Source organism: Streptomyces sp. NPDC058092 (genome assembly GCF_042884935.1).
In the GTDB taxonomy this organism is placed as follows: Bacteria; Actinomycetota; Actinomycetes; order Streptomycetales; family Streptomycetaceae; genus Streptomyces.
The window spans coordinates 306,280-326,563 of sequence record NZ_JBHVSY010000006.1 but is presented as its reverse complement, the minus strand read 5'-3'; the positions used below and the strand labels follow the sequence as shown (position 1 = coordinate 326,563).

The 20,284-nt window shown below is 69.2% G+C and carries 19 protein-coding genes and 1 pseudogene; 2 read left to right on the top strand and 18 right to left on the bottom strand.

Features of this window, described 5'->3' with window-relative positions; translation table 11 throughout:
• Positions 1 to 66: 66 nt before the first annotated feature.
• Positions 67 to 291: pseudogene (locus ACFVV1_RS13260) on the top strand (glycosyl hydrolase); the annotation flags it as partial.
• On the opposite strand, the gene ACFVV1_RS13255 reads toward ACFVV1_RS13260, so the two are convergent.
• Together ACFVV1_RS13255 and ligD are read right to left on the bottom strand one after the other, a co-directional pair.
• Positions 289 to 1,368, bottom strand: a complete 1,080-nt coding sequence (locus ACFVV1_RS13255; protein ID WP_389988970.1) for an ABC transporter permease — start codon at positions 1,366 to 1,368, stop codon at positions 289 to 291. The pseudogene ACFVV1_RS13260 and the gene ACFVV1_RS13255 sit on opposite strands and share 3 nt — an antisense overlap.
• Positions 1,365 to 2,375: a non-homologous end-joining DNA ligase gene (gene ligD, locus ACFVV1_RS13250; protein WP_389989081.1), complete on the bottom strand. Its 1,011-nt coding sequence runs from the start codon at positions 2,373 to 2,375 to the stop codon at positions 1,365 to 1,367. The genes ACFVV1_RS13255 and ligD overlap by 4 nt, the downstream gene beginning before the upstream one ends.
• Positions 2,376 to 2,473: 98 nt before the next feature.
• Here ligD and ACFVV1_RS13245 point away from each other — a divergent pair, with 98 nt between their 5' ends.
• The gene (locus ACFVV1_RS13245) at positions 2,474 to 3,541 is read left to right on the top strand and encodes an ATP-dependent DNA ligase (RefSeq protein ID WP_389988968.1); all 1,068 of its coding nucleotides are present in this window, start codon (positions 2,474 to 2,476) and stop codon (positions 3,539 to 3,541) included.
• Here ACFVV1_RS13245 and ACFVV1_RS13240 read toward each other — a convergent pair.
• The 16 genes from ACFVV1_RS13240 to ACFVV1_RS13165 all read right to left on the bottom strand — a co-directional run bounded on the left by ACFVV1_RS13240 (position 3,524) and on the right by ACFVV1_RS13165 (position 20,030).
• Positions 3,524 to 4,750: a lytic murein transglycosylase gene (locus ACFVV1_RS13240; protein ID WP_389988966.1), complete on the bottom strand. Its 1,227-nt coding sequence runs from the start codon at positions 4,748 to 4,750 to the stop codon at positions 3,524 to 3,526. The genes ACFVV1_RS13245 and ACFVV1_RS13240 overlap by 18 nt on opposite strands.
• Positions 4,751 to 4,772: 22 nt before the next feature.
• A complete protein-coding gene (locus ACFVV1_RS13235; RefSeq protein ID WP_389988964.1) occupies positions 4,773 to 5,525 on the bottom strand; it encodes a hypothetical protein in 753 nt (250 codons plus the stop codon).
• A gap of 205 nt (positions 5,526 to 5,730) precedes the next feature.
• Positions 5,731 to 6,261: a nuclear transport factor 2 family protein gene (locus ACFVV1_RS13230; RefSeq protein WP_389988962.1), complete on the bottom strand. Its 531-nt coding sequence runs from the start codon at positions 6,259 to 6,261 to the stop codon at positions 5,731 to 5,733.
• Between the two features lie 54 nt (positions 6,262 to 6,315).
• Positions 6,316 to 6,933 carry a hypothetical protein gene (locus ACFVV1_RS13225; protein WP_389988960.1) on the bottom strand — a complete coding sequence of 206 codons (618 nt, stop codon included), beginning with the start codon at positions 6,931 to 6,933 and terminating at the stop codon, positions 6,316 to 6,318.
• Entirely contained in the window at positions 6,930 to 7,451 is a 522-nt protein-coding gene (locus tag ACFVV1_RS13220) for a hypothetical protein (RefSeq protein ID WP_389988958.1), read from the bottom strand. The genes ACFVV1_RS13225 and ACFVV1_RS13220 overlap by 4 nt, the downstream gene beginning before the upstream one ends.
• Complete coding sequence (locus tag ACFVV1_RS13215; RefSeq protein WP_389988956.1) at positions 7,448 to 8,710, bottom strand: MCE family protein; 1,263 nt, start codon at positions 8,708 to 8,710, stop codon at positions 7,448 to 7,450. The genes ACFVV1_RS13220 and ACFVV1_RS13215 overlap by 4 nt, the downstream gene beginning before the upstream one ends.
• Positions 8,707 to 9,861, bottom strand: a complete 1,155-nt coding sequence (locus tag ACFVV1_RS13210; RefSeq protein ID WP_389988954.1) for an MCE family protein — start codon at positions 9,859 to 9,861, stop codon at positions 8,707 to 8,709. Before ACFVV1_RS13210 ends, ACFVV1_RS13215 begins: the two co-directional genes overlap by 4 nt.
• Positions 9,858 to 10,970, bottom strand: coding sequence for an MCE family protein (locus tag ACFVV1_RS13205; RefSeq protein WP_389988952.1), 1,113 nt, complete (start codon positions 10,968 to 10,970; stop codon positions 9,858 to 9,860). The genes ACFVV1_RS13210 and ACFVV1_RS13205 overlap by 4 nt, the downstream gene beginning before the upstream one ends.
• Position 10,971: 1 nt before the next feature.
• The gene (locus ACFVV1_RS13200) at positions 10,972 to 11,991 is read right to left on the bottom strand and encodes an MCE family protein (RefSeq protein WP_389988950.1); all 1,020 of its coding nucleotides are present in this window, start codon (positions 11,989 to 11,991) and stop codon (positions 10,972 to 10,974) included.
• Complete coding sequence (locus tag ACFVV1_RS13195) at positions 11,988 to 13,019, bottom strand: MCE family protein (protein ID WP_389988948.1); 1,032 nt, start codon at positions 13,017 to 13,019, stop codon at positions 11,988 to 11,990. The genes ACFVV1_RS13200 and ACFVV1_RS13195 overlap by 4 nt, the downstream gene beginning before the upstream one ends.
• Positions 13,016 to 14,329 (bottom strand): MCE family protein, encoded by a 1,314-nt coding sequence (locus tag ACFVV1_RS13190; RefSeq protein ID WP_389988946.1) that lies wholly within the window; start codon positions 14,327 to 14,329, stop codon positions 13,016 to 13,018. Before ACFVV1_RS13190 ends, ACFVV1_RS13195 begins: the two co-directional genes overlap by 4 nt.
• Positions 14,329 to 15,132, bottom strand: coding sequence for an ABC transporter permease (locus ACFVV1_RS13185; RefSeq protein ID WP_266750262.1), 804 nt, complete (start codon positions 15,130 to 15,132; stop codon positions 14,329 to 14,331). Before ACFVV1_RS13185 ends, ACFVV1_RS13190 begins: the two co-directional genes overlap by 1 nt.
• Before the next feature lie 3 nt (positions 15,133 to 15,135).
• Positions 15,136 to 15,996: an MlaE family ABC transporter permease gene (locus ACFVV1_RS13180; protein WP_389988944.1), complete on the bottom strand. Its 861-nt coding sequence runs from the start codon at positions 15,994 to 15,996 to the stop codon at positions 15,136 to 15,138.
• Complete coding sequence (locus ACFVV1_RS13175; RefSeq protein ID WP_389988942.1) at positions 15,993 to 16,988, bottom strand: ABC transporter ATP-binding protein; 996 nt, start codon at positions 16,986 to 16,988, stop codon at positions 15,993 to 15,995. Before ACFVV1_RS13175 ends, ACFVV1_RS13180 begins: the two co-directional genes overlap by 4 nt.
• A gap of 599 nt (positions 16,989 to 17,587) precedes the next feature.
• Positions 17,588 to 19,039, bottom strand: coding sequence for a DUF6801 domain-containing protein (locus tag ACFVV1_RS13170; RefSeq protein WP_389988940.1), 1,452 nt, complete (start codon positions 19,037 to 19,039; stop codon positions 17,588 to 17,590).
• A 307-nt stretch (positions 19,040 to 19,346) separates the two neighbouring features.
• A complete protein-coding gene (locus ACFVV1_RS13165; protein ID WP_389988938.1) occupies positions 19,347 to 20,030 on the bottom strand; it encodes a hypothetical protein in 684 nt (227 codons plus the stop codon).
• Between the last annotated feature and the right edge of the window lie 254 nt (positions 20,031 to 20,284).

The following is a 20,284-nucleotide window of genomic DNA, read 5'->3' as shown; positions in this document are numbered from 1 at the left end:
GTTGGCGGGGCGCGGGTGCCCCCCGGACGGCCCACACCGTAGCCGGGGGATGTTCGTTTATCCCTGATGGTGCTGGGGCTGACCTCGACGGCGGCGTACGGCCGTACGGCGGCTCCGGCAGCCGCGGCGGCGGCCGACCAGGTCCTCACCTGGACGGCGGGCGACTCCATCGACCGCTATCTGTCCGCCCCGAAGACGGCGGTGGCCGGCAAGGCGACCATCGTCTTCGAGAGCAGCGCGGCGACCGGCAACACCACGGGGATGCCACACACCCTGACGGTACCGGCATCAGGTGGCCGTGGCCGCGTGCTGAGGCATGCGGTCACGGCCTCCCGGGTGCCGGTGTCGCCATACCCAGAACACCGTGCAGGAGACCAGCGCCCATCCGGCCAGCACCAGGTACGGGAAGACCCGCTGGTGTCCCTGGTAGTAGACGGCGGCGTGCTGGGCGTTGACCGAGGCGCCCGGGGGAAGCCAGCGGCCGATGAAGCCGAGCACCGACGGCAGCAGCGGCCAGGACACCGCACCACCGGAGGACGGGTTTCCCAGCATCACCATCAGTCCCCAGGTGGGAAGCATGGCCCAGCGCCCGATCAGGGTGTTGAACATGGTAAAGACCATGCCCGTGGTGAACATGGTGAAGGTGAGGATGAACCACGACTGGACGAAGGGCAGGTCGACGGAGCCGAGCAGCCAGTCCACCACGGCGGCGATGGAGAACCCGCCGAGCAGGGCGTAGGCGACGGTGAACCCGATCCGCTCCAGGGGCTCCAGCCCCTTGGCGTGCACACTCAGCTGGATCGCGCCGACGAACCCGACGATCACCGCGGCGAGCGAGATGTAGAAAAGAGCCAGACCCCGCGGGTCACCCCGCTGCAGGGGTTTCACGTCCGTGACCTTCACCGGCACATGGGCCGCCGCCCCCACCTTCAGCGTGGATTCGGCGAGCAGTTGGGCGACCGACGCTCCGGACGCGCTCGCGATGTCCATGCCGACTCCGCCGTTCTCGGACCGCAGGATGGCGAAGACCTTCTGCTCCTCGAGCGCGGTTCGGGCCTGGGCACCGGTGGCGTACTCGTTCAGCACCAGCGAGGTGTCGAGCGCGCCCTCCAGCCGGTCGAGGAAGACCTTGTCACGCGGAGTGTCGAGCCGGCCGACCACGGCGGCCGGGATGTTGCGCGGGGTCGGGTTGGCCATCGCGTACGTGTAGGAGCCCGCGAAAAGACCGGCCGAGGCCGCGATGATGAACAGGAGCACGACGGCGGGCAGATACGGGGACGCCTTGAACGCCGCCCATCGGTCACCGCGGGCCGGGGGCCGGGCGTGTTCCCCGTGCGGAGCGGAGGGCTCCAGGTCGGGTGCGCTCATGCAGCGCCGTCCTCGTCGTGCCGGGCCCGGCTCGGCTGGACCCGTTTCGGTTCGCCGGGCATCTTCGGGTACTCCGGCGGGTACGGCAGTTCACCGAGCCCGTGCTCCCGCTCGTCCCGGTCGGCCAGCTCCAGCAGCCCGTCGAGCCGGAACGCGTGCTCGTCCATGTCCGCGTGCACGTCGCCGGCCTCGGCGTAGCGCCCGGGCATGGTCCGGATGTCGAAGTCGCGCGGTTCGGCGTCGTCGATCTCCTCCCAGCGCAGCGGGGCGGAGACCGGGGCGTGCGGGAAGGGGCGTACGGAGTAGGCGGAGGCGATCGTGCGGTCGCGGGCGGTCTGGTTGTAGTCGACGAAGATCCGCTCGCCGCGCTCCTCCTTCCACCAGGCGGTGGTCACCCGGTCCGGCATCCGGCGTTCCAGTTCCCGTCCGGTGGCGATGGCGGCGCGCCGGACCGCGGTGAAGGTCCACTTCGGCTCGATGGGGACGAAGACATGGATGCCCCGGCCGCCGGAGGTCTTGGGCCAGCCGCGCAGACCGTGCTCGTCGAGGAGGGACCGCAGCTCGTGGGCGGCCCGCACCGCGTCCGCGTAGTCCGTTCCGGGCTGTGGGTCGAGGTCGATGCGCAGTTCGTCCGGGTGGTCGGTGTCGGCCCTGCGGACGGGCCAGGGGTGGAAGGTGAGCGTGCCGAGGTTGGCCGCCCAGATGACGGCGGCGAGTTCGGTGGGGCAGATCTCGTCGGCGGAACGGCCGCTGGGGAAGTCGATCCTGGCGGTGGGGATCCAGTCGGGAAGGTTCTTCGGGGCCCGCTTCTGGTAGAAGAACTCGCCCTCGACACCGTCGACGAAGCGCTGGAGGGTGGTCGGCCGGTCGCGCAGGGCGCGGGTGATGCCGGGGCCCACGGCCAGGAAGTACTCGGCCACGTCCCTCTTCGTATAGCCCTTGGCCGGGAAGTAGACCTTGTCCGGACTGGACAGCCGTACGGCCCGTCCGCCGGCTTCGAGTTCCACCGCTTTTCCCGCTGCGCCCATGACGGTCACGGTAGGCCGGGTCCGCATATGCCGCATATCGGGAGACGCAGGCGCGTCCGTCGGCAAGAATCGGGGCCATGGATCTGCCGGTGATGCCGCCTGTGAAGCCGATGCTCGCCAAGTCCGTCCCGAAGATCCCGCCCGGTATGCAGTACGAGGCCAAGTGGGACGGTTTCCGCGCGATCGTGCACCGCGACGGCGACGAGGTGGTGATCGGCAGCCGCACCGGAAAGCCGCTCACCCGCTACTTCCCCGAGCTGGTCACCGCCGTACGCGACAATCTGCCGCCGCGCTGTGTGATCGACGGCGAGATCGTCGTCGTGTACGAGGGCCGGCTGGACTTCGACCGGCTCAGCGAGCGCATCCACCCCGCCGATTCCCGGGTGCGGCTGCTCGCCGAGCGGACCCCGGCCAGTCTGGTCGCCTTCGACATCCTGGCGGTGGACGACGATTCGCTGCTCTCCCTCCGGCAGTCCGACCGGCGTGCTGTGCTGGAGGCGGCCCTGTCCGCCGCGTCGCCGCCCGTCCACCTCGCGCCTGCGACCACGGACCCGGCTGTGGCCCAGGAGTGGTTCGACCGGTACGAGGGCGCGGGGCTCGACGGTGTGGTCGCCAAACCGCTCGATCTGCCGTACCGCCCCGACACCCGGGTGATGTACAAGATCAAGCACGAGCGGACCGCCGACTGCGTGGTGGCGGGCTACCGCCTCCACAAGAGCGGCCCGGTCGTCGGCTCGCTGCTGCTCGGTCTGTACGACGCCGAGGGCGTCCTGCAGCACGTCGGGGTCTGTGCGGCCTTCTCGATGAAGCGGCGCGCCGAGCTCCTGGAGGAGCTGGAACCACTGCGCATCGAGCCGGCCGACCACCCGTGGGCGGCCTGGACGGACGCGGCGGCGCACGAGGGGTCACGGCTGCCCGGGGCACCGAGTCGCTGGTCGGGCAAGAAGGACCTGTCCTGGGTGGCGCTCAGCCCGGAGCGGGTGTGTGAGGTGGCGTACGACCACATGGAGGGCGACCGTTTCCGGCACACCGCGCAGTTCCGCCGGTGGCGTCCGGACCGCGCCCCGGACGGCTGCACGTACGCGCAGTTGGAAGAGGTGGTGCGGTACGACCTGGCCGAGGTGCTGTCAGTCGGCGGGCGCTGAGCCCGAGGGCGTGGCGCACGGCTCCTCGGTCGTGCCCGGATCGGGCGTCGGGGACTCGGTGGTTCCGGTCGAGCCGGTGGGGTCCGGTGACGGCGAGCCGCTCGGGCAGCCGGGGTCCGTTCCCGGATCGGGGGCCGAGGTGCTGGGGTCGGGGCTGGTGCCGGGGTCCGGGGAGGCCGGTGCGCTGCCGGTCGGGTCGGGTGAGGCGGTGCCCGGATCGGTGGGGTCCGGGGAGCCGGTCGGGCCCGGGGAGCCGGTCGATGAGCCGGAGGGCTTCGGGGAGGTGGAGGGCGAGGGTCCGTGCGAACCGCCGGGCTGCGGGCCGATGACGATGCCGCCGCCCGGGGCTCCGGGACCGCCCACCGGGTGCGTCGGCTTGTTCGGTCCGCCCGCGCCGGGACTCTTCGGGACGTTGCCCTTGCCGTCGGCCACCGGGTGACTGCCCTTGCGGTAGAACTCCAGCCAGGACAGCACGGTGCGCAGGTAGGTGTCCGAGTGGTTGTAGCTGAGGATCGCCCGGTCCAGGTCGGCCTTCACCGACAGCTCGCGCGGTCCGGCACAGAGGTAGTACCCGGCGGCGAGGGCGGCGTCGTAGACGTTGTTCGGATCGCGGCGGCCGTCGCCGTTGCCGTCCTTGCCCCAGTGGGCCCAGGTGGACGGGATGAACTGCATCGGGCCGACCGCCCGGTCGTAGGTGCTGTCGCCGTCGTACTCGCCGCCGTCGGTGTCCGGAATGTTGGCGAATCCGGCGCCGTTCAGCACCGGCCCCAGGATCGGGACGGGCGTCGTGCCGTGGGCGTCGACCCGTCCCCCGCCCGCCTGGCCCGACTCGACCTTGCCGATCGCCGCGAGCAACTGCCACGGCAGATGGCATCCGGGGTCGGTACGTGCGAGCGCGCTCTCCGCCTTGCGGTAGGCGGCGAGCACCGTGGCCGGGATGCCCGCCTCGGCCCACGACCGCGCGACGGCCGGGCTCTGCTTCACACCGGCGTTCGGCGGCGTCGGCGACTGCAGCGGCGGCAGTTCGGTGTGGTAGGAGTCGTCGTTGGACACGTGCGACCACGTGACCTCGTCGGACTCCTGGCGCTCCTTCGCGGTCGGTTCATGGCGGACGAGTCCCGGTGCCTGGGACCCGGTGAGCGCGGCCATCGCGGCGACCGCGGCTGCCGTGCCGCCGATTCCGCGGCGCATGGTGCCGTTGAACCTCATGCGTGCTCCCCTCTCCCCCGGGTCACCGGGCGAACGTATCGATGCCGGAGATCCGCCAGGTGTCGCCGCGGCGGACAGCGTCCACGGCGAACATGGCCGCCGCGTAGGTCGTCTCGTCCGACGTGCCGGTACGGGTGTTGCTCTGGTCGGCGTAGATCAGCAGCCGGGCCCGGTCGCCGTCGAGGAGTTCCACACCGCTGTCCGTGACGGTCGTGGTCAGCACGAGCTTCTGCTTCTGCCCCTGCGCCCGTACCTGCGCGAGCATGTCCGCGTGCTGCTGGACCGCCTTGCCGACCAGGTAACTCTTCACCGAGCGCTCGGACTTGGCGGGCGAGGCGTAGTTGTACGAGAACACCGCGCCCACCGCCTCGGAGATCTGCCCCTTCACCTCGCTGGTGCGGCCGATGTCGGTGAGGGCCGTGTTCCGGCGGGCCGGGTCGTCGCGCAGGCTCGCGGCCGAGCCGAACGCCCAGGCGGCGAAGGCGCCGAGGAGCACCGTGAGGGCGCAGAGGACGGCGGGCAGCCGGAGACGGAGGCGGGGCGGCCGCTTGCGTCGCGGTGCCGCCTCCTCCTCCCGCTCCCCCGTGTCGGCGTCGTCGGTGACCGCGTCCTCGACCGTGGTGTCTTCCCCGGCCGTGGTCCCTGCGGGCTCGTCCCGTGCGGCGCCGGGGGGCGCGGGCTTGCCCGGCGGGGCGGCAGCGGTGGCGGTGGCGCGTTCCGCGGCGACGGTGGCCAGACGGCGTTGGCGGTTGACGAGGTGACGGGTCGTCGACATGTCCGGGGTCCTCTCGGGTGGCGGGGTGGGAGTCGGTGGCGTCAGAGGCTGTCGGGTGACCTCGGATCGGAAAGCGGACGCGGTCTGGTGCGTGCGATTCCAAGGCGGAGGAGGGAGGCGACGCGGAGCGTCGTCGACCGACGACAACGCAGGAAGCGTGCGTGCCAGGGCGTGGCCGCCCGGTCAGAGGTCACCCGACAGCCTCTCAGCCGGCCGTGTTGCCGACGGGCGCCTGGCCGAGAGCGCTGAGCTTCCACCCCTCGGAGGTACGGGTGAGCTGCCCGAGCATCCGGCTCTCCTTCACCGCGGGCTTGCCCTTGGGCGCGGTCACGGTGACGCGCAGCGCCACCATCACCCCGGCCTTGCCGGCCCGGTCGTCGAGTTCGGTCACCGCCCCGGACAGGATCTGGGCCGTGCTGACGGTTTTCGCCTGCTGGATCTGCTTCACGAACGCGTCGCGTCCGTCGACGAGTTGCCGGTGCAGATCGCCGGTGGTGGAGTCCTCCCAGCTGTCGAGGCCCTTCGCCAGCTTCCGGTGGTCCAGGGTGTTCATGTTCTGCACGGCCTGTTCGCCCGCGGCCAGCGCGTCGTCGCGGGCCCGTGCGTACGCCGCCGATTCGTCGTGCGCGGCGTCGTACCGGGACACCCCGCCCCAGCCGGCCGCGACGGCCGCCGCGACCGTCAGCGCGATCGCCACCGCCACCAGCGGGTTCCTCGTCATCCGTACCCGTGCCATTGCTGTCTCTCCCCTGCGGCCGATCCGTGCTGAGCTGGACGAGTGTGGGCTCTGCTATCTGGAGGTGATCTCGACGACGGTCCAGTGGCCGTCTTGCAGTTCGGCCGTGACGGAGAGCTGTGCCGCCGCCGTGGTGGCCGGTTTGCCTTCGCGTTCGTAGACCTGGTCGAGGAAGACGAGCAGGTGGGCGCTGCTGTCCGTCAGCCGGGTCACTCCGGCGCGTACGACCTGGGTGGTCAGTGTCAGCTTCTGGTCGGCGGCCTGCTTCTCGACCTGGCCGAACAGGGCCGCGTACTGCTTGAGCGCCGTCCCTGCCAGGAGTTCTTTCGCCGACTCCTTGGTGACGCCGGTGGCCTGCGGGCTGTACGAGAAGACCTTGCCGAGCGCGTTGCTGACATCGCCGGCGACCCGGGTGGTCGCCGCGCTGTCGGTCAGCGCCCGGTTCGAGGTGGCGGGGGTGTCGCGCAACTGCCTGCCCTTGGCGAAGAGTCCGCCACCGGCCGCGAGGAGTGCCACGACCAGAACCGCTGCCACGACATGCGGCCACCGGCGGCCCGCCCCGGGCGGGACCGTGCCGTCCTCATCGGCGCCCGCGTCGAGTTCCTCCGTTTCCTCGACGGCCTCCGCGTCCACGTCCGTGCTCACGACCGCCGCCCCTCCCCGCTCCTTCATGCGCCGCCCCCGACCGGAATCGCCGTGAGGGCCTTGACCTTCCAGCCGTCCGCGGTACGGGCGAGCGTGGCCTCGAAGCGTTTGCGTTCGGTGCCGCCCTTGCCGGTGCGCGGGGTGACGTCGACATCGACCGTCGCGATCAGTGCCGCCGTACCGGTGCGCTCGTCGAGTGCGGTGAGCGCCGCGTCGGTGACCTTGCCGCGGGCGGTGGAGCCGGACTTCGTCAGTTCGCTCGCGTCCTTGCTCCGGGTGCGCCCCAGCTGGTCGTGCAGCGGCCCGGTGGAGGAGTCGAGCCAGGTGCCGAGGCCCGCGTCGACACTCTTGGCGTCCTTCCCGTCGAGGCTGTTCAGCCGGGCGAGGTGGCGCTTTCCGTCGGCCAGCGCGACATCGCGGTTCTTCGCGTACGACAGGTCTTCGTCGCCGCGCGCGTCGGCGTACGACCAGCCGCCGAGTGCGCAGATCACCGCCGCGGCGAGCAGCGCCGCCCAGCCGCTCAGGGTCTTCGTACGGGGCGTCATGCGCCGCCTCCCTGTCCGAGTCCCAGCAGGCCGGCCATGCCGTCGGCGGCCGGCGGGGTGGCCCCGGTGACGCCGAGGGTGCCGGGGAGCCGGTGCGCCGAGCCGTGTCCGAGGAGCATCGATCCGGGTTTGGCGGGCTCGGGCACGGCGCCGCCCTTCGGTGCGTTGGCGCTGCCCCGGACGTTGATGCCGGTGCCGGACGCCGAGGTACAGCGGGCCTTGGTGTTGACGGGTGGTCCGGCTGAGGTGTCGAGACCGCTGCGGTAGACCGTGGAGCCGTATCCGGCGGTGCAGGGCAGGGGTTCGAAGAAGGTGACCGACATGCCGAACCGGGCTCCGTTCCGGTCCACCGCGCTCGATCCCGCGGCTGCCACCGCGGGCAGTTTCACCAGGAGTTCCTCCAGTCCGCGCTGCCGGGTGACGGCGACCTCGGAGGTGGTGAGGAGGTTGGCGACGACGACGCCGAAGCTCGGGTCGAGGTCCCGCAGCAGTCCGCTGATCTGTCCGGTCGCGTCGGGGGCGACCGCGATCAGCCTGCGCAGGTCGGTGTCCGATCCCTTGATTTCGGCGGCCAGTTGCTCGGCGCCGGAGGCGAAGCCCTTGAGTGCTTCGCCCTGTTCGGCCTGGGTGCGCAGCACGGTCTCGCCGTCGGCCATCAGCCGGGTGTTGACGGGCAGTGCGTCGTCGGCCGCCCGGACGAAGTCGCTCCCGGTGTCCAGGAGGACCTGGAGGTCGTCGCCGCGCCCCTCGAACGCGGCGGCGAACTCGTCGACGACCGTGCGCAGGGATTCCAGGTCGACGGAGCCCGCCAGGTCGTTGACGCTGGTGAGGACGTTGGTGACGGGGGCCGGGACGGTGGTGTCGGCCTGGTCGATGACCGACCCGTTCGCCAGGTACGGGCCGTCGGTGCGGGTGGGCCGCAGGTCGACGTACTGCTCGCCGACCGCGGAGAGGTTGGCGACTACCGCCGTGAGGCTGTCCGGGATCTTCGGGGCGTCCTTCTCGATGCGCAGTTCGGCCTCGACTCCGTCGTCGGTGAGCGCGATCGGCCCGACCCGGCCCACGGACACGCCCCGGTAGGTGACGTCGGAGTGGGTGTACAGGCCGCCGGTGCGCGGGAGTTGGACGGTGACGGTGTAGTAGCCGCGCAGGCCGATGTAGTGGCCGAGGTCGGCGTACCGCACCCCGAGGTAGCCGAGGACGAGCACCGCGACGACCAGGAAGGCGATGTTCTTCAGCCGGATGGCGAGGGTGATCACCGGCCGCTCCCGTCCGTGACCGCCGTGGAGAGGGGGGGCAGTGGCAGGGGCGGCGCCGAGCCGGAATTCGCGCTCGTGGCGCCCGCGGTGGGCTGGGCGGTGTCCGGGACCAGCGGCGGGATGATCTGCGTGCCGGGCATGGCCGTCACATCCAGGTAGACGTTGAGGTAGTCGCCCTTGACCCCGCGGAGCACCTCGTCCGTGAACGGGTAGGTGAGCAGCACCTGGAGGGAGTCCGGCAGGTCGCTCCCGGAATCGGCGAGCGCTTTGAGGGTGGGGGCCAGGGCCTTGAGGTCGGCGATCATGTCGGCCTTGCTCTTGTTGACCGTGTCGACGGCGACGGCGGAGAGGGTGTCGAGCGAGCGGAGCATGGTGAGGAGCGAGCCGCGCTGTTTCTCCAGGACCTTCAGGCCGGGGCTGAGCCCGGTGAGGACCGTGCCGACGTCCTGTTTGCGGGTGGCGAGGGTGGCGGAGAGCCGGTTGACGCCGTCGAGTGCGTCGGTGATGTCTCCCTTGTGGCCGTCCAGGTTCGTGACGAGGGTGTCGACCCGGTCGAGCATGGAACGGACCTGGGGTTCCTTTCCGGCGAGCGCCTTGTTGAGTTCGGTGGTGATGGTCTTGAGCTGGTTGACGCCACCGCCGTTGAGGAGCATCGACAGGGCGCCGAAGACCTCTTCGACCTCGGGGTTGCGGTTGGTCCGGGTCAGCGGGATCCGGTCTCCGTCGGCGAGCCTGCCCCGGGCGGTGCCGCTCGTCGGCGGCGAGAGCTGGATGTACTTCTCGCCGAGGAGGCTGGACTGTTCGAGGTGGGCGTAGGCGTTCTCGGGCAGTTCGACCTTGCCGTTGACCCGCATGGTGACCTTGGCGTTCCAGCTGCCCGAGTTCAGGGAGATCTTGGTGACGCGGCCGACGGCGACGTCGTTGACCTTCACCGAGGACTGCGGGGCGAGGCTGAGGACGTCCGCGAATTCCGCGGTGATCTCGTACGGGTGGTCGCCGAGGTCGGCGCCGCCGGGCAGCGGCACCTGGTCGATGCCGGTGAACGACGGCAGGCCGGTGCCGGTGACGACCAGGGCCAGGCCGATGCCCACGGCCAGCACCGCGACGACGCCGGTCGTGCGGGCTCCGGGTCTGCGCAGGGCGCGGCTCATCGGTTCGCCCCCTTCTTCTCCGTGGCGGTCTTCGCCGGGGTGCCGTAGACGGTGCCGACGGGCGGGAGCGGCAGGGCGGGCAGCGCCTTCTGGCGCGCGGTGTCCACCGGTGCGAGTCCCGCGAGTGCGGGGGTCTCGGTGAGCGGCCCTCCCATGGAGAGCTCATTGAGGTTCGTACGGCCGTTGAGGGTGCGGTTCACCGGGTCGTAGGCGTTGACCACGTTGTCCGCGGCGAGCGGCAGCGTGTCCATCGACTCGGCGAGCGAGGCACGCTGGTCGACCAGGGTCTGGGTGAGCGGCACCAGGGCGTCCACGTTCGACTTCAGGGCGCCGCGGTTCTTCTGGATGAAGCTCTTGACCTGGCCCAGGGCGGTGCCCAGCTCCTTCAGTGCCGCGCTGAGGTTCTCCTTGTCGTCGGCGAGGAATCCGGTGACGGAGTTCAGTTGCTGTTCGGCGGCGCGCACACTGCCGTCGTTGTCCTTCAGCACGGTGGTGAAGGTCTGCAGGTAGGACAGTGTGTCGAAGAGGTTCCCGCTGCTCTTGTCGAGGGTCTTGGTCGCCTTGCCGAACTGTTCGATGGAGTTCCCGATGGCCTTTCCGTTGCCGTCGAGGTTCTTGGCGCCGGTGTCGAGGAGCCCGGAGAGCGCACCGTCCGCGTTGGCTCCGTCGGGGCCGAGGGCCGTGGAGAGTCTGGTGATGGACTCGTACAGTTGGTCGACCTCGACGGGGGTGGCGTTGTTCGCGGCGGGCAGTACGGCGTTGTCCGCGATCTGCGGGCCGCCGTTGTACGCGGGGGCGAGCTGGACGTAGCGGTCGGCGACGAGGCTGGGGGCGACGACCACGGCGTGCGCCTCCTTGGGGACCTTGATGCCCTTGTCGACCCGCAGGGTGACTTCGACCTCGCCGCCGCGCGGCGTGACCGATTCGACCTTGCCGACCCTGACGCCGAGGATCCGCAGGTCCGATCCGGCGTACACACCGGTGGCCTGGTCGAAGAAGGCGGTGATGGTCGTCGTTCCTTCGTCGTCCATCGCCATCACACCGGTGGTGGCCGCGACGGCCACGACGGCGAGTCCGGCGCCGATGCCGACGATGCGCGTCATTCTCATCTCATCGGCCGCCTTGCTGCTCGGGTGGCTTGCATTCGGGTCCTGCGGGGGTCCCGGCGGGCAGGTAGTTCTTCGGGACGACCCCGCAGACGTAGTTGTCGAACCACCGGCCGCTGCCGAGGGTGTTGCCGACCAGCCGGTTGTACGAACCGGCGAGCGACAGCACCTTGTCGAGGCTCTTGCGGTTCTTCACCAGGACCGCGGTGACCCGGCCGAGCGACTCCAGGGTGGGCCTCAGCTGTTTGTTGTTGTCCTCGACGAGGCCGGTGAGCTGGGTGCCCAGGTTCCGGGTGCCGGTGAGCAGCAGATGGATGGAGTCGCGGCGCGCCTGGATCTCGCCGAGGAGCAGATTGCCGTCCTCCAGCAGGGTTTCGAAGCTGCTCTTCTTGTCGGCGAGGGTCTTGGTGAGCTGCTTGCTGCCCTTGAGGAGGGTGGCGAGCTGGGCGTCGCGCTCGGAGACCGTCCTGGAGAGGGCAAAGAGCCCGTCGGCGGCGCTCTTCACGTCCGGCGGGGAGTCCTTGAAGGTGGCGGAGATCGTCTCGAAGCTTTTGGCGAGCTGCCGGGTGTCGATCTCCCCGATGGTCTCGCCGAGTCCGTTGAATGCCTGGGTGACGTCGTACGGGGAGGTGGTGCGGCTGACCGTGATGCGCTCGTGCGGATCCTGCGGGGCGTCGCCGAGCGGGTCGACGGCGAGGTACTTCTCGCCCAGCAGTGTCTTGATGGCGATGCCGACGGTGGAGGAGTTGCCGATCCAGACGTCCTTGACCTTGAAGCGGACCTTCACCTTGGAGCCGTCGAGCGACACGCCGGTGACCTCGCCGACCTTCACTCCGGCGACCCGTACCTCGTCGCCCTCGGCGAGTCCGGCGGATTCGGTGAAGTCGGCGCTGTAGGTGGTGCCGCCGCCGATGAAGGGCAGCGAGTCGGCGCGGTAGGCGGCCAGGCCGACGAGGGCGAGGACGATCAGTCCCACGAGGGCCACGGCGACGGGATTGCGTTCCCGTACGGGTTTGATTCTCATGCCTGGCACCTCGGCTTCGCGACCACGATGCCGGTGGGCGGTGCGCTGCCGTCGTCGGTGCTCACGCCGCTGACCTTGGCCTCGCAGAGGTAGAGGTTGAGCCATGAGCCGTACGAGGCGAGGCGGCTGATCGCTTCCATCTTGGCCGGTGTCTTGTGCAGGAAGTTCTCGATCTGCGGGGTGCCCTTGCCCAACTGGTCGGAGAGGCGGCCGAGTTGTCTGATGTCGTCCTTGAGGGGTTTGCGGCCGTCGTCGAGGAGGTCCGCGGTGACGGTGGTGAGCGAACCCATCGCGGTGACCGCCCGGCCGAGCGGTTTGCGGTCGCCGGAGAAGCCGGTGACGAGCTTCTGGAGGGTGACGACGAGGTCGTTGAAGCCGGCCTCGCGATCGTTGACGGTCTTCAGGACCGTATTGAGGTTCTTGATCACCTCGCCGATCACCTTGTCCTTCGCGGCGACCGTGCCGGTCAGCGAGCCGACGTGCTGGAGGATGCTGTCGACGGTGCCGCCCTCGCCCTGGAGCACCTGGACGATGGAGCCCGCGAGCTGGTTGACGTCCGGCGGGGAGAGCCCTTCGAAGAGCGGCTGGAAGCCGTTGAAGAGCTGGGTGAGATCGAGCGCCGGGGTGGTGCGCGAGAGCGGGATGGTCGCCCCGGCGGCGAAGCTGCGGCCGACCGGTCCGGCGCCCTGGTCGAGGTCGATGTACCGCTGGCCGACCATGTTGAGGTATTTGATCGAGGCGGTCACCGAAGCGGGCAGCCTGCGCCCCTTGCGGACGGCGAAGCCGACCTCGGCGAGCCGCTTGTCGGCCACCTCGATGGACTCGACCTGCCCGACCTTCACCCCGGCGATCCGGATGCTGTCACCGACGATCAGTCCGGTGACGTCGGTGAACCTGGCCTTGTACGTGGTGGTGTCGCCGACGCCCGTATTGGCGATGGACAGGGCCAGGACGGTGGTGGCCAGAACGGTCACCAGAATGAAGACGATCGATTTCGCGAGCGGCCCGGCGAGAGAGCGGCGCTTCACTTGAGCTTCACCTCCGCGCCGCGGAAGGCCGGACCGATGAGCACGCTGCTCCAGTCGGGCAGGGTCTGCGGCTGGACTTTCAGTGAGGGGGCGACCAGTTCGTTGACGAGTCGGCTCTCCTGCGGGGAATTGGGCATGCCGAGGGCGGAGTCCGTGTCCGGGGGCGCGGTGCCGGTCGGCTCATCGGCGCGTGGCCGGCCGGCCGGTGCGAGCGCCCCGGCCGTACGGGCGTCGGCGGTCGGTACGGTCCGGCCGACGTACGGCACGGAGTAGCAGTGCGGTCCGCCGGTCGCGTCGTACACCGGGGTGTCCTTGCCGGGCACGTACTTGCCCTTGGACTTCACGGCCTTGACGGTGACGTGGAGTCCGGGCCGGTTCGTGCCCTTGCCGAGCGCCTTGTCCATGGCCGGGACGAAGCCGGCCATGGTCCGCAGGGTGCAGGGGAATTCGTCCGAGTACCGTGCCAGCAGTTCCAGCGTCGGCCGGCCCGTGGCGGAGAGCCGGATCAGGTTGTCCTTGTTCTCCCGGAGGAAGGACGTGATGTCCTGCGCGGAGGCGGTCGTGGACCCGTACAGGTCGGCGAGTTCCGCCTGCTGTTCGGCGACGGTGCCGCTGGTGGTGGTGAAGTCGGTGAGCGCGTCCAGGACATCGGGCGCGGCATCCCCGTACACCTTGCTCACCTTGACGAGTTCCTTGATGTCGGCGTTGAGGGTGGGGAGTTGGGGGTTGAACTTCTTGAGGTGGGCGTCGAGCGTGAGGAGGGTGTCGCCGAGCTTCTCACCGCGTCCTTCGAGTGCCTGGGAGACCGCGCCGAGGGTGGCGGCGAGCTTCTCCGGCTTGACGGCGGTCAGCAGCGGCAGGACGTTGTCGAGGACCTCCTCCAGCTCGATGGCGTTGCTGGAGCGGTCCTGCGGGATGACGGCTCCGGCCCGCAGGGACTGCGCGGACGGCGTCCCGGGCGGTACGAGCGCCACGAACCGTTCCCCGAAGAGCGTGGTGGGCAGCATCTGGGCGGTCACGTCGGCGGGGATGCGGTCGAGCTTGTCGGGCTGGATCGCGAGGGTGAGCCGGGCCCCGTCCCCGTCGGCCGAGATGGTGCGGACCTGCCCGACGACGACGCCGCGCAGCTTCACATCCGCGTTGTCATGCATCTCGTTGCCGACGCTGCCGGTGCGTACGGTCACGGTGGCGTCGTCGGTGAAGTCCTTGTTGTACACGGAGACCGATACCCATACGAGCACGGCGGGCACGAGGAGGAAGGTGACTCCGGCGAGTCTGCGGCGCACGGTCTGCGCCCGGTGGGCATTCATCAGCCGGCCACCTTCACCGTCGTCGTGGCACCCCAGATGGCGAGCGAGAGGAAGAAGTCGGTGACGCTGATGAGCACGATGGCGTTGCGCACCGACCGGCCGACGGCCACCCCCACTCCGGCGGGTCCGCCGGTGGCGTGGAAGCCGTAGTAGCAGTGGGCGAGGATCACCATCACGCTGAAGATCAGCACCTTGAGCACCGACAGCAGCACGTCGTCCGGGGAGAGGAAGAGATTGAAGTAGTGGTCGTAGGTGCCCGCGGACTGTCCGTTGAACAGGATCGTGATGTAGCGGGACGCCAGGTACGAGGAGAGCAGCCCGATCGCGTACAGCGGGATGATCGCGACGACTCCGGCAATGATCCGGGTGGTGACGAGGTACGGCATGGACCGCACGCCCATCGCCTCCAGGGCGTCGACCTCCTCGTTGATCCGCATCGCGCCGAGCTGGGCGGTGAAGCCGGCGCCGACGGTCGCGGAGAGCGCGAGTCCGGCGACGAGCGGAGCGATCTCACGGGTGTTGAAGTAGGCGGAGATGAAGCCGGTGAAGGCGGAGGTGCCGATCTGGTTGAGGGCGGCGTAACCCTGGAGGCCGACGACCGTGCCGGTGAAGAGGGTCATCGCGATCATCACGCCGATGGTGCCGCCGATGACACCGAGACCGCCGCTGCCGAACGCCACTTCGGCCAGCAGTCGCTGGACCTCGCGCAGGTAGCGGCGCAGAGTCCGCGGGATCCAGATCAACGCCCGCACATAGAAGGTGAGTTGTTCGCCCGATCGATCCAGCCAGCTGAGCATCGACATCGGTCAGCTCCCCTTCGCGGGGACGATCTGGAGGTAGATCGCCGTGAGGACCATGTTCACGAAGAACAGCAGCATGAAGGTGATGACGACCGACTGGTTGACCGCGTCACCGACGCCCTTGGGGCCGCCGCGCGGGTTGAGTCCGCGATAGGCGGCGACGACGCCCGCGATGAAGCCGAAGATCAGCGCCTTGACCTCGCTGATGTACAGGTCGGGGAGCTGGGCGAGGGCGGAGAAGCTGGCGAGGTAGGCCCCGGGGGTGCCATGTTGCAGGATCACGTTGAAGAAGTAGCCGCCGAGCGTGCCGACGACGGAGACCAGTCCGTTGAGCAGGACGGCCACGAGCATGGTGGCGAGGACGCGCGGGACGACGAGGCGCTGGATGGGCGAGACGCCCATGACCTCCATCGCGTCGAGTTCCTCGCGGATCTTCCGCGAGCCGAGGTCCGCGCAGATCGCCGAGCCCGCCGCACCGGAGATCAGCAACGCCACGATGATGGGGCTGGCCTGCTGGATGACGGCGAGGACACTGGCGCCGCCGGTGAACGACTGGGCGCCGAGCTGCTGGGTCAGCGAGCCGACCTGGAGGGCGATGACCGCGCCGAACGGGATGGAGACGAGGGCGGCGGGCAGGATGGTGACGCTGGCGACGAACCAGAACTGTTCGATGAACTCCCGTACCTGGAAGGGCCTGCGGAAGATGTCGCGGCTCACGGTCCCGGCGAGGGAGAACAGTTTCCCGGTCTCGCGCAGCGGGGCGAGCAGCCGCGTGGGAGGCCGCTGCTCCGGCGTCTTCGGCCCGGTGGCGTCGGCCACGCCGGCCGTGGGCGGCTCGGGGGGCCGCACCGGCATGGGGGCCGTCACGGGCGTCCACCGCCCGTGGCCGGGGTGTAGCTCTTCATGATGGCGGTACGGGCGGCCTCCGGCAGCTGGCCCATCATCGAGAGGACCCGTTCCCGGCGGCGCAGCGCTGCCTGCCGTACGGGCATGCCGGGCGACGGCTCCAGCTGCGGTACGACGGTGCGCGGGCCGTTGGCGGAACTGATGCCGACGCCGTAGCCGTTCATCTCCTCGGCGGCGAGGGTGGCGGCGTCCTTCTCCTCGGCCATCCCGATGGGGCCCTCGCGGCGCCCTGCGAGGAATTGGGCGACGACCGGCACATCGCTGGTGAGCAGCACCTCACGCGGTCCGAAGGTGACGAGGTTGCGGCAGAACAGCATGCCCATGTTGTCCGGGACGGTGGCCGCGATGTCGAGGTTGTGGGTGACGATGAGCATCGTCGCGTCGATCTGCGCATTGAGATCGATGAGCAGCTGGGAGATGTAGGCGGTGCGGACCGGGTCGAGTCCGGAGTCCGGTTCGTCGCAGAGAATGATCTGAGGGTCCAGGACGAGGGCTCGGGCCAGGCCGGCGCGCTTGCGCATGCCGCCGGATATCTCGCCGGGCAGTTTGTCCTCGGCGCCGAGGAGACCGACGATGTCGATCCGCTCCATGACGATCCGGCGGATTTCCGATTCCTTCTTGCGGGTGTGCTCACGCAAGGGAAAGGCGATGTTGTCGAACAGTGACATCGAGCCGAAGAGCGCGCCGTCCTGGAACATGAGACCGAAGAGCTTGCGGGTCTCCATGATCTCGCGCTCGGGGCTGTTGACCATGTCGACGCCGTTGATGAGGACGCGACCCCGCTCGGGCTTGAGCAGACCGATGATGGATTTCAGGAAGACGGTCTTTCCGGTGCCGGAAGGGCCGAGCATCACGCTCACCTCACCGGCGGGCAGTGTGAGACTGACGTCCTGCCAGATGTTCTGTCTGCCGAAAGACTTCGTCAGGCCCTCGACGACTACTTCGATTCCCATCGGCCCTCCCTCGACGTTGTGGTGAACGTAGTCATCTGTCAGCGCTCCGGCTCTGAGGAATCCAATAGCGGCTCGTCACCCGTGCACCAGGAGGCGCACGGTATGTCCGTCGAAACCGCCAGGACAAGCCGTTGAACAGCGGAAATCAACGAACCAGGTGCTGGGAGTGGATCACTTGTCACTCGTTGACAAATCAGTCGCCCGGCTTTGTCGAAACATGCGCAAGCACTCCGGTGGAGAGGTTGGGGCCCACGGCCCGATGAGCCGGAGCCGCGGGGCCCCGACAAGCGGATACTGGCGCATTTCCGTGCTGGCCATACGGGACGCTACGACCGGGTAACCTGACTTCGCAATACTGGACGCCGAACTTTCTCCACGCTGCCCAAGGGGCAGCGATCACTTGTAATCGAGTGAGTGGTCGACAGGAAAAAGCTGTCCGGGAGTGATGAATTGCGAAGGGCGTGGGGAGGCCGTCCGCTCGGGGATTGGCACCTGCCGCACGTACGGTGTCCACGGTGCAGCGCACGCCCGGCCGCACAGCAGCACGGCCGCCGGCCCCGGCCCTTTGCAGGGTCGGGGCCGGCGGCCGTCGGACGGGGTCAGCGTTCCGGAATAGGCTTCTTCGCGGGACAGTCCGGGCTGTCGGGGTTGCTGACCACGCACAGCGGGGCCTGCGTCATCTTGATGTAGTTTCCGCCGCCGGAGATGGATGCCGTCATCAGTGGTGACAGGTCCTCGTCGACACCGCAGCCCGTGAATGCCGGGATATAGGTTTCACCACTCATGGTGCCGCCGCGGTTGACCGTGTATCCCGAGGGCGGATTACCTGTACCGAACGCGTAAAGTGTCTGTTTGATCGGTTTGACCGTCCGGCAGTTGGGGCCCACGTCGAGGGGTTCGCCATTGACACGGACATCACTGATGGTGAGTTCGAAGTCGGCGGTGACGGTCGTGTCCTCCGGGATCCTGGGGTCGGAGTTGTGGCTGACGGACTTGATGAGGGCGGGCGGGCCCACCTGGGACAACACCATGGTCGCGGTGGTCGGCATGAATCCGTAGGTGAGGAATGTCCCCTGCGACGGAGGCAGTTGCCGACGCCCGTTGTAGTCGAAGTCCGCCTCGCTGAGCACCGTGAAGGTGTCCGTGCACGGATCGGCGATGTACGTCTTCATCAGAACAACGTTCAGGTGTGCGGGCCCGAGCAGCGCCGCCGAGTCGAGCTTCTTGACGTTCGTGAACCCTGCCACATATGTCTCGGCCGGCGTGGGAATGGAAAGCGGCGGGAAGGGGCACGGTTCGGGATCGGTGTCGCCCTGCGCCCTGGCCGCGCGGCGGGCGTCGTTCAGCTTCTCCCGCTGGCTGGGCGGGAGTTTCCCGGCGAGGTCGGGTAGGTCGGGAAGGTCGGGAGTGGGCTCGACGGGTTTCTCCGCCGCTGGGCCGGCGATGGTCAAGGAGGCGAGCGTGCCGTCCGCTCCGTCCACGAGCCGGCAGGCGACGTCGATGCCGTCCGGTACGGCGGCCGAGCCGTCCTCTTTCAACGGGCTCAGGGCCAGCGTCAGGTCCGAGGCGGACAGCGTGGCGGTGCCGGGCGAGCCGAACGTGGCCGTCGGGACCGCACCCGCGGCTTCGATCTTGAGACTTTCCTGCCCCGCGATGTCCTGCGCGGGAGCCTCGAGTCCGGACCAGTCGGCGGTGGCGGACTCCTTCGACATGGCGTGCAGGACCTTCAGTTGCACGACGGCCGACACTGTTGTGGCGTCGAGCCCCGCCAACTCGTCCAGCGCGGCCTTCGGCAGGTCGACCTCCACCGTCACATCGCGGGGCTCCACCGGTCGGCCCACTCTGCCGCCTGCCGGAAATCGCCCCGCGACGACGGCCGTCATCGCATACGAACCATCCGGGAATTGGCAGTTGTAGCCGAGGGATATCTCCGCCCGTTGCGAATCGGCCGCCGAATCCGCGCCCGGAAGAAAGGTGGCCGCGACGACCAGGAGGCCACCTGCGGCAAAACGCGCGGGCTGGCGAGCTGTCCAGCGCACGTTGCTTGCCATGTCTCGATACCTCCGGGGCTCACATTCAGAACATCGCGTGGACTTTTGATCCAGCAGCACCGCCCGACTTACTGGACGGTACGGTACGCGCCGTCGTAACCGAGGGGAAGCAGTGAATCTTGAACGATTCACGAGGCACGACGACCGCTGTTCTTCTTGGCAATCCGTGACAATCGACGAGCGGGAAACTGTCAGTTCTTGAGTGTCGCGCACGCGTCCCGGGGCACCGGCGCCACACCGGATGGCCCGGCCGTCACTGCTGTGGCCGGGCCATCCGCTCCGAGCGGGAGATCGCGCGCGTGGCCGGTCAGCTGTAGGTGATGACGGGCGAGACGCTGCCGCTCTTGACGGTGTAGGTGCCCTTGAAGGTCGCCGTCGCACCGACTATTCCGCAGCCGCCGCCCACCTTGTTGCTGATGGTCAGTGTGCGCGGGCTGGTCGCGGCGGGCGCGACGGCGAGGGTGCCGTTGGCGCCCCCGGCGGTCGGGTTGTTGTACTCACTGTCCACCGAGCCCGTCACCACGAAGGTGCAGGGGCCGAGAACGCTGGAACCCGAGACCGTGGCCTTGATGTTGTCGATGTATCCCTTGGTCAGACCGGTCTTGTTGGCACCGGCGCCCGCCGTGTAGCCGCCCGGCGTATTGCCGTTGATCCGCCACGGACCGTTCGCCCCGGAGGTCTCGCTGGTGACGGTCCAGGTGCTGCTGAACGGACCGGTGCACGGCGCGTTGAACGTGGCCGTGGTGATCTGCGCGAGCACGGGCCCGGCGACGGGCGAGGCAGGAGCGTTGCCGTTGGCCGCGGCGGTGCCGCACTTGATCTGGTTGCCGACGTTGTCGGTGAGGATGGTCTGGCCGGCGGCGCCGGTGAAGTTGCCCGTCGGCGTGATGTTCCAGGCCGCGGTGGGCCCGGCCATCGCCGACGGGGCGGTCAGAGCGACCGCGGCGGCAGCGGCGGCGGCCGCTGTCAGGATGCTCGTCTTCTTGCGCATAGAACTTCTCCCTTTTCCTGTCCCGTTGCTGAATCAGTGGGGGGCGACGCAGAAGGAAAGGACTGTCACGACCCACCGTGGAATTTTCTTGGGGAGGTACTCCCGCCCGATGTGGCGAGCGGGTTACTGCTTCGCCGGAAATCTTTCGGACGCCTCATGGGTGCGACTTGTCTCGGCGGAGTTGATATTCCGCCGGAACGCCTTGTTCGGATTCGGGCGATGCTATTGATTGATGCGGTGTCTTCCCGACTACC

What these genes read in the sequence shown, in the direction of transcription:
- ACFVV1_RS13255 (WP_389988970.1), bottom strand. Translation starts at nt 1,368, where the DNA reads ATGAGCGCACCCGACCTGGAGCCCTCCGCTCCGCACGGGGAACACGCC.
- ACFVV1_RS13245 (WP_389988968.1), top strand. Translation starts at nt 2,474, where the DNA reads ATGGATCTGCCGGTGATGCCGCCTGTGAAGCCGATGCTCGCCAAGTCC.
- ACFVV1_RS13240 (WP_389988966.1), bottom strand. Translation starts at nt 4,750, where the DNA reads ATGAGGTTCAACGGCACCATGCGCCGCGGAATCGGCGGCACGGCAGCC.
- ACFVV1_RS13235 (WP_389988964.1), bottom strand. Translation starts at nt 5,525, where the DNA reads ATGTCGACGACCCGTCACCTCGTCAACCGCCAACGCCGTCTGGCCACC.
- ACFVV1_RS13230 (WP_389988962.1), bottom strand. Translation starts at nt 6,261, where the DNA reads ATGGCACGGGTACGGATGACGAGGAACCCGCTGGTGGCGGTGGCGATC.
- ACFVV1_RS13225 (WP_389988960.1), bottom strand. Translation starts at nt 6,933, where the DNA reads ATGAAGGAGCGGGGAGGGGCGGCGGTCGTGAGCACGGACGTGGACGCG.
- ACFVV1_RS13220 (WP_389988958.1), bottom strand. Translation starts at nt 7,451, where the DNA reads ATGACGCCCCGTACGAAGACCCTGAGCGGCTGGGCGGCGCTGCTCGCC.
- ACFVV1_RS13210 (WP_389988954.1), bottom strand. Translation starts at nt 9,861, where the DNA reads ATGAGCCGCGCCCTGCGCAGACCCGGAGCCCGCACGACCGGCGTCGTC.
- ACFVV1_RS13205 (WP_389988952.1), bottom strand. Translation starts at nt 10,970, where the DNA reads ATGAGAATGACGCGCATCGTCGGCATCGGCGCCGGACTCGCCGTCGTG.
- ACFVV1_RS13200 (WP_389988950.1), bottom strand. Translation starts at nt 11,991, where the DNA reads ATGAGAATCAAACCCGTACGGGAACGCAATCCCGTCGCCGTGGCCCTC.
- ACFVV1_RS13190 (WP_389988946.1), bottom strand. Translation starts at nt 14,329, where the DNA reads ATGAATGCCCACCGGGCGCAGACCGTGCGCCGCAGACTCGCCGGAGTC.
- ACFVV1_RS13185 (WP_266750262.1), bottom strand. Translation starts at nt 15,132, where the DNA reads ATGTCGATGCTCAGCTGGCTGGATCGATCGGGCGAACAACTCACCTTC.
- ACFVV1_RS13175 (WP_389988942.1), bottom strand. Translation starts at nt 16,988, where the DNA reads ATGGGAATCGAAGTAGTCGTCGAGGGCCTGACGAAGTCTTTCGGCAGA.
- ACFVV1_RS13170 (WP_389988940.1), bottom strand. Translation starts at nt 19,039, where the DNA reads ATGGCAAGCAACGTGCGCTGGACAGCTCGCCAGCCCGCGCGTTTTGCC.
- ACFVV1_RS13165 (WP_389988938.1), bottom strand. Translation starts at nt 20,030, where the DNA reads ATGCGCAAGAAGACGAGCATCCTGACAGCGGCCGCCGCCGCTGCCGCC.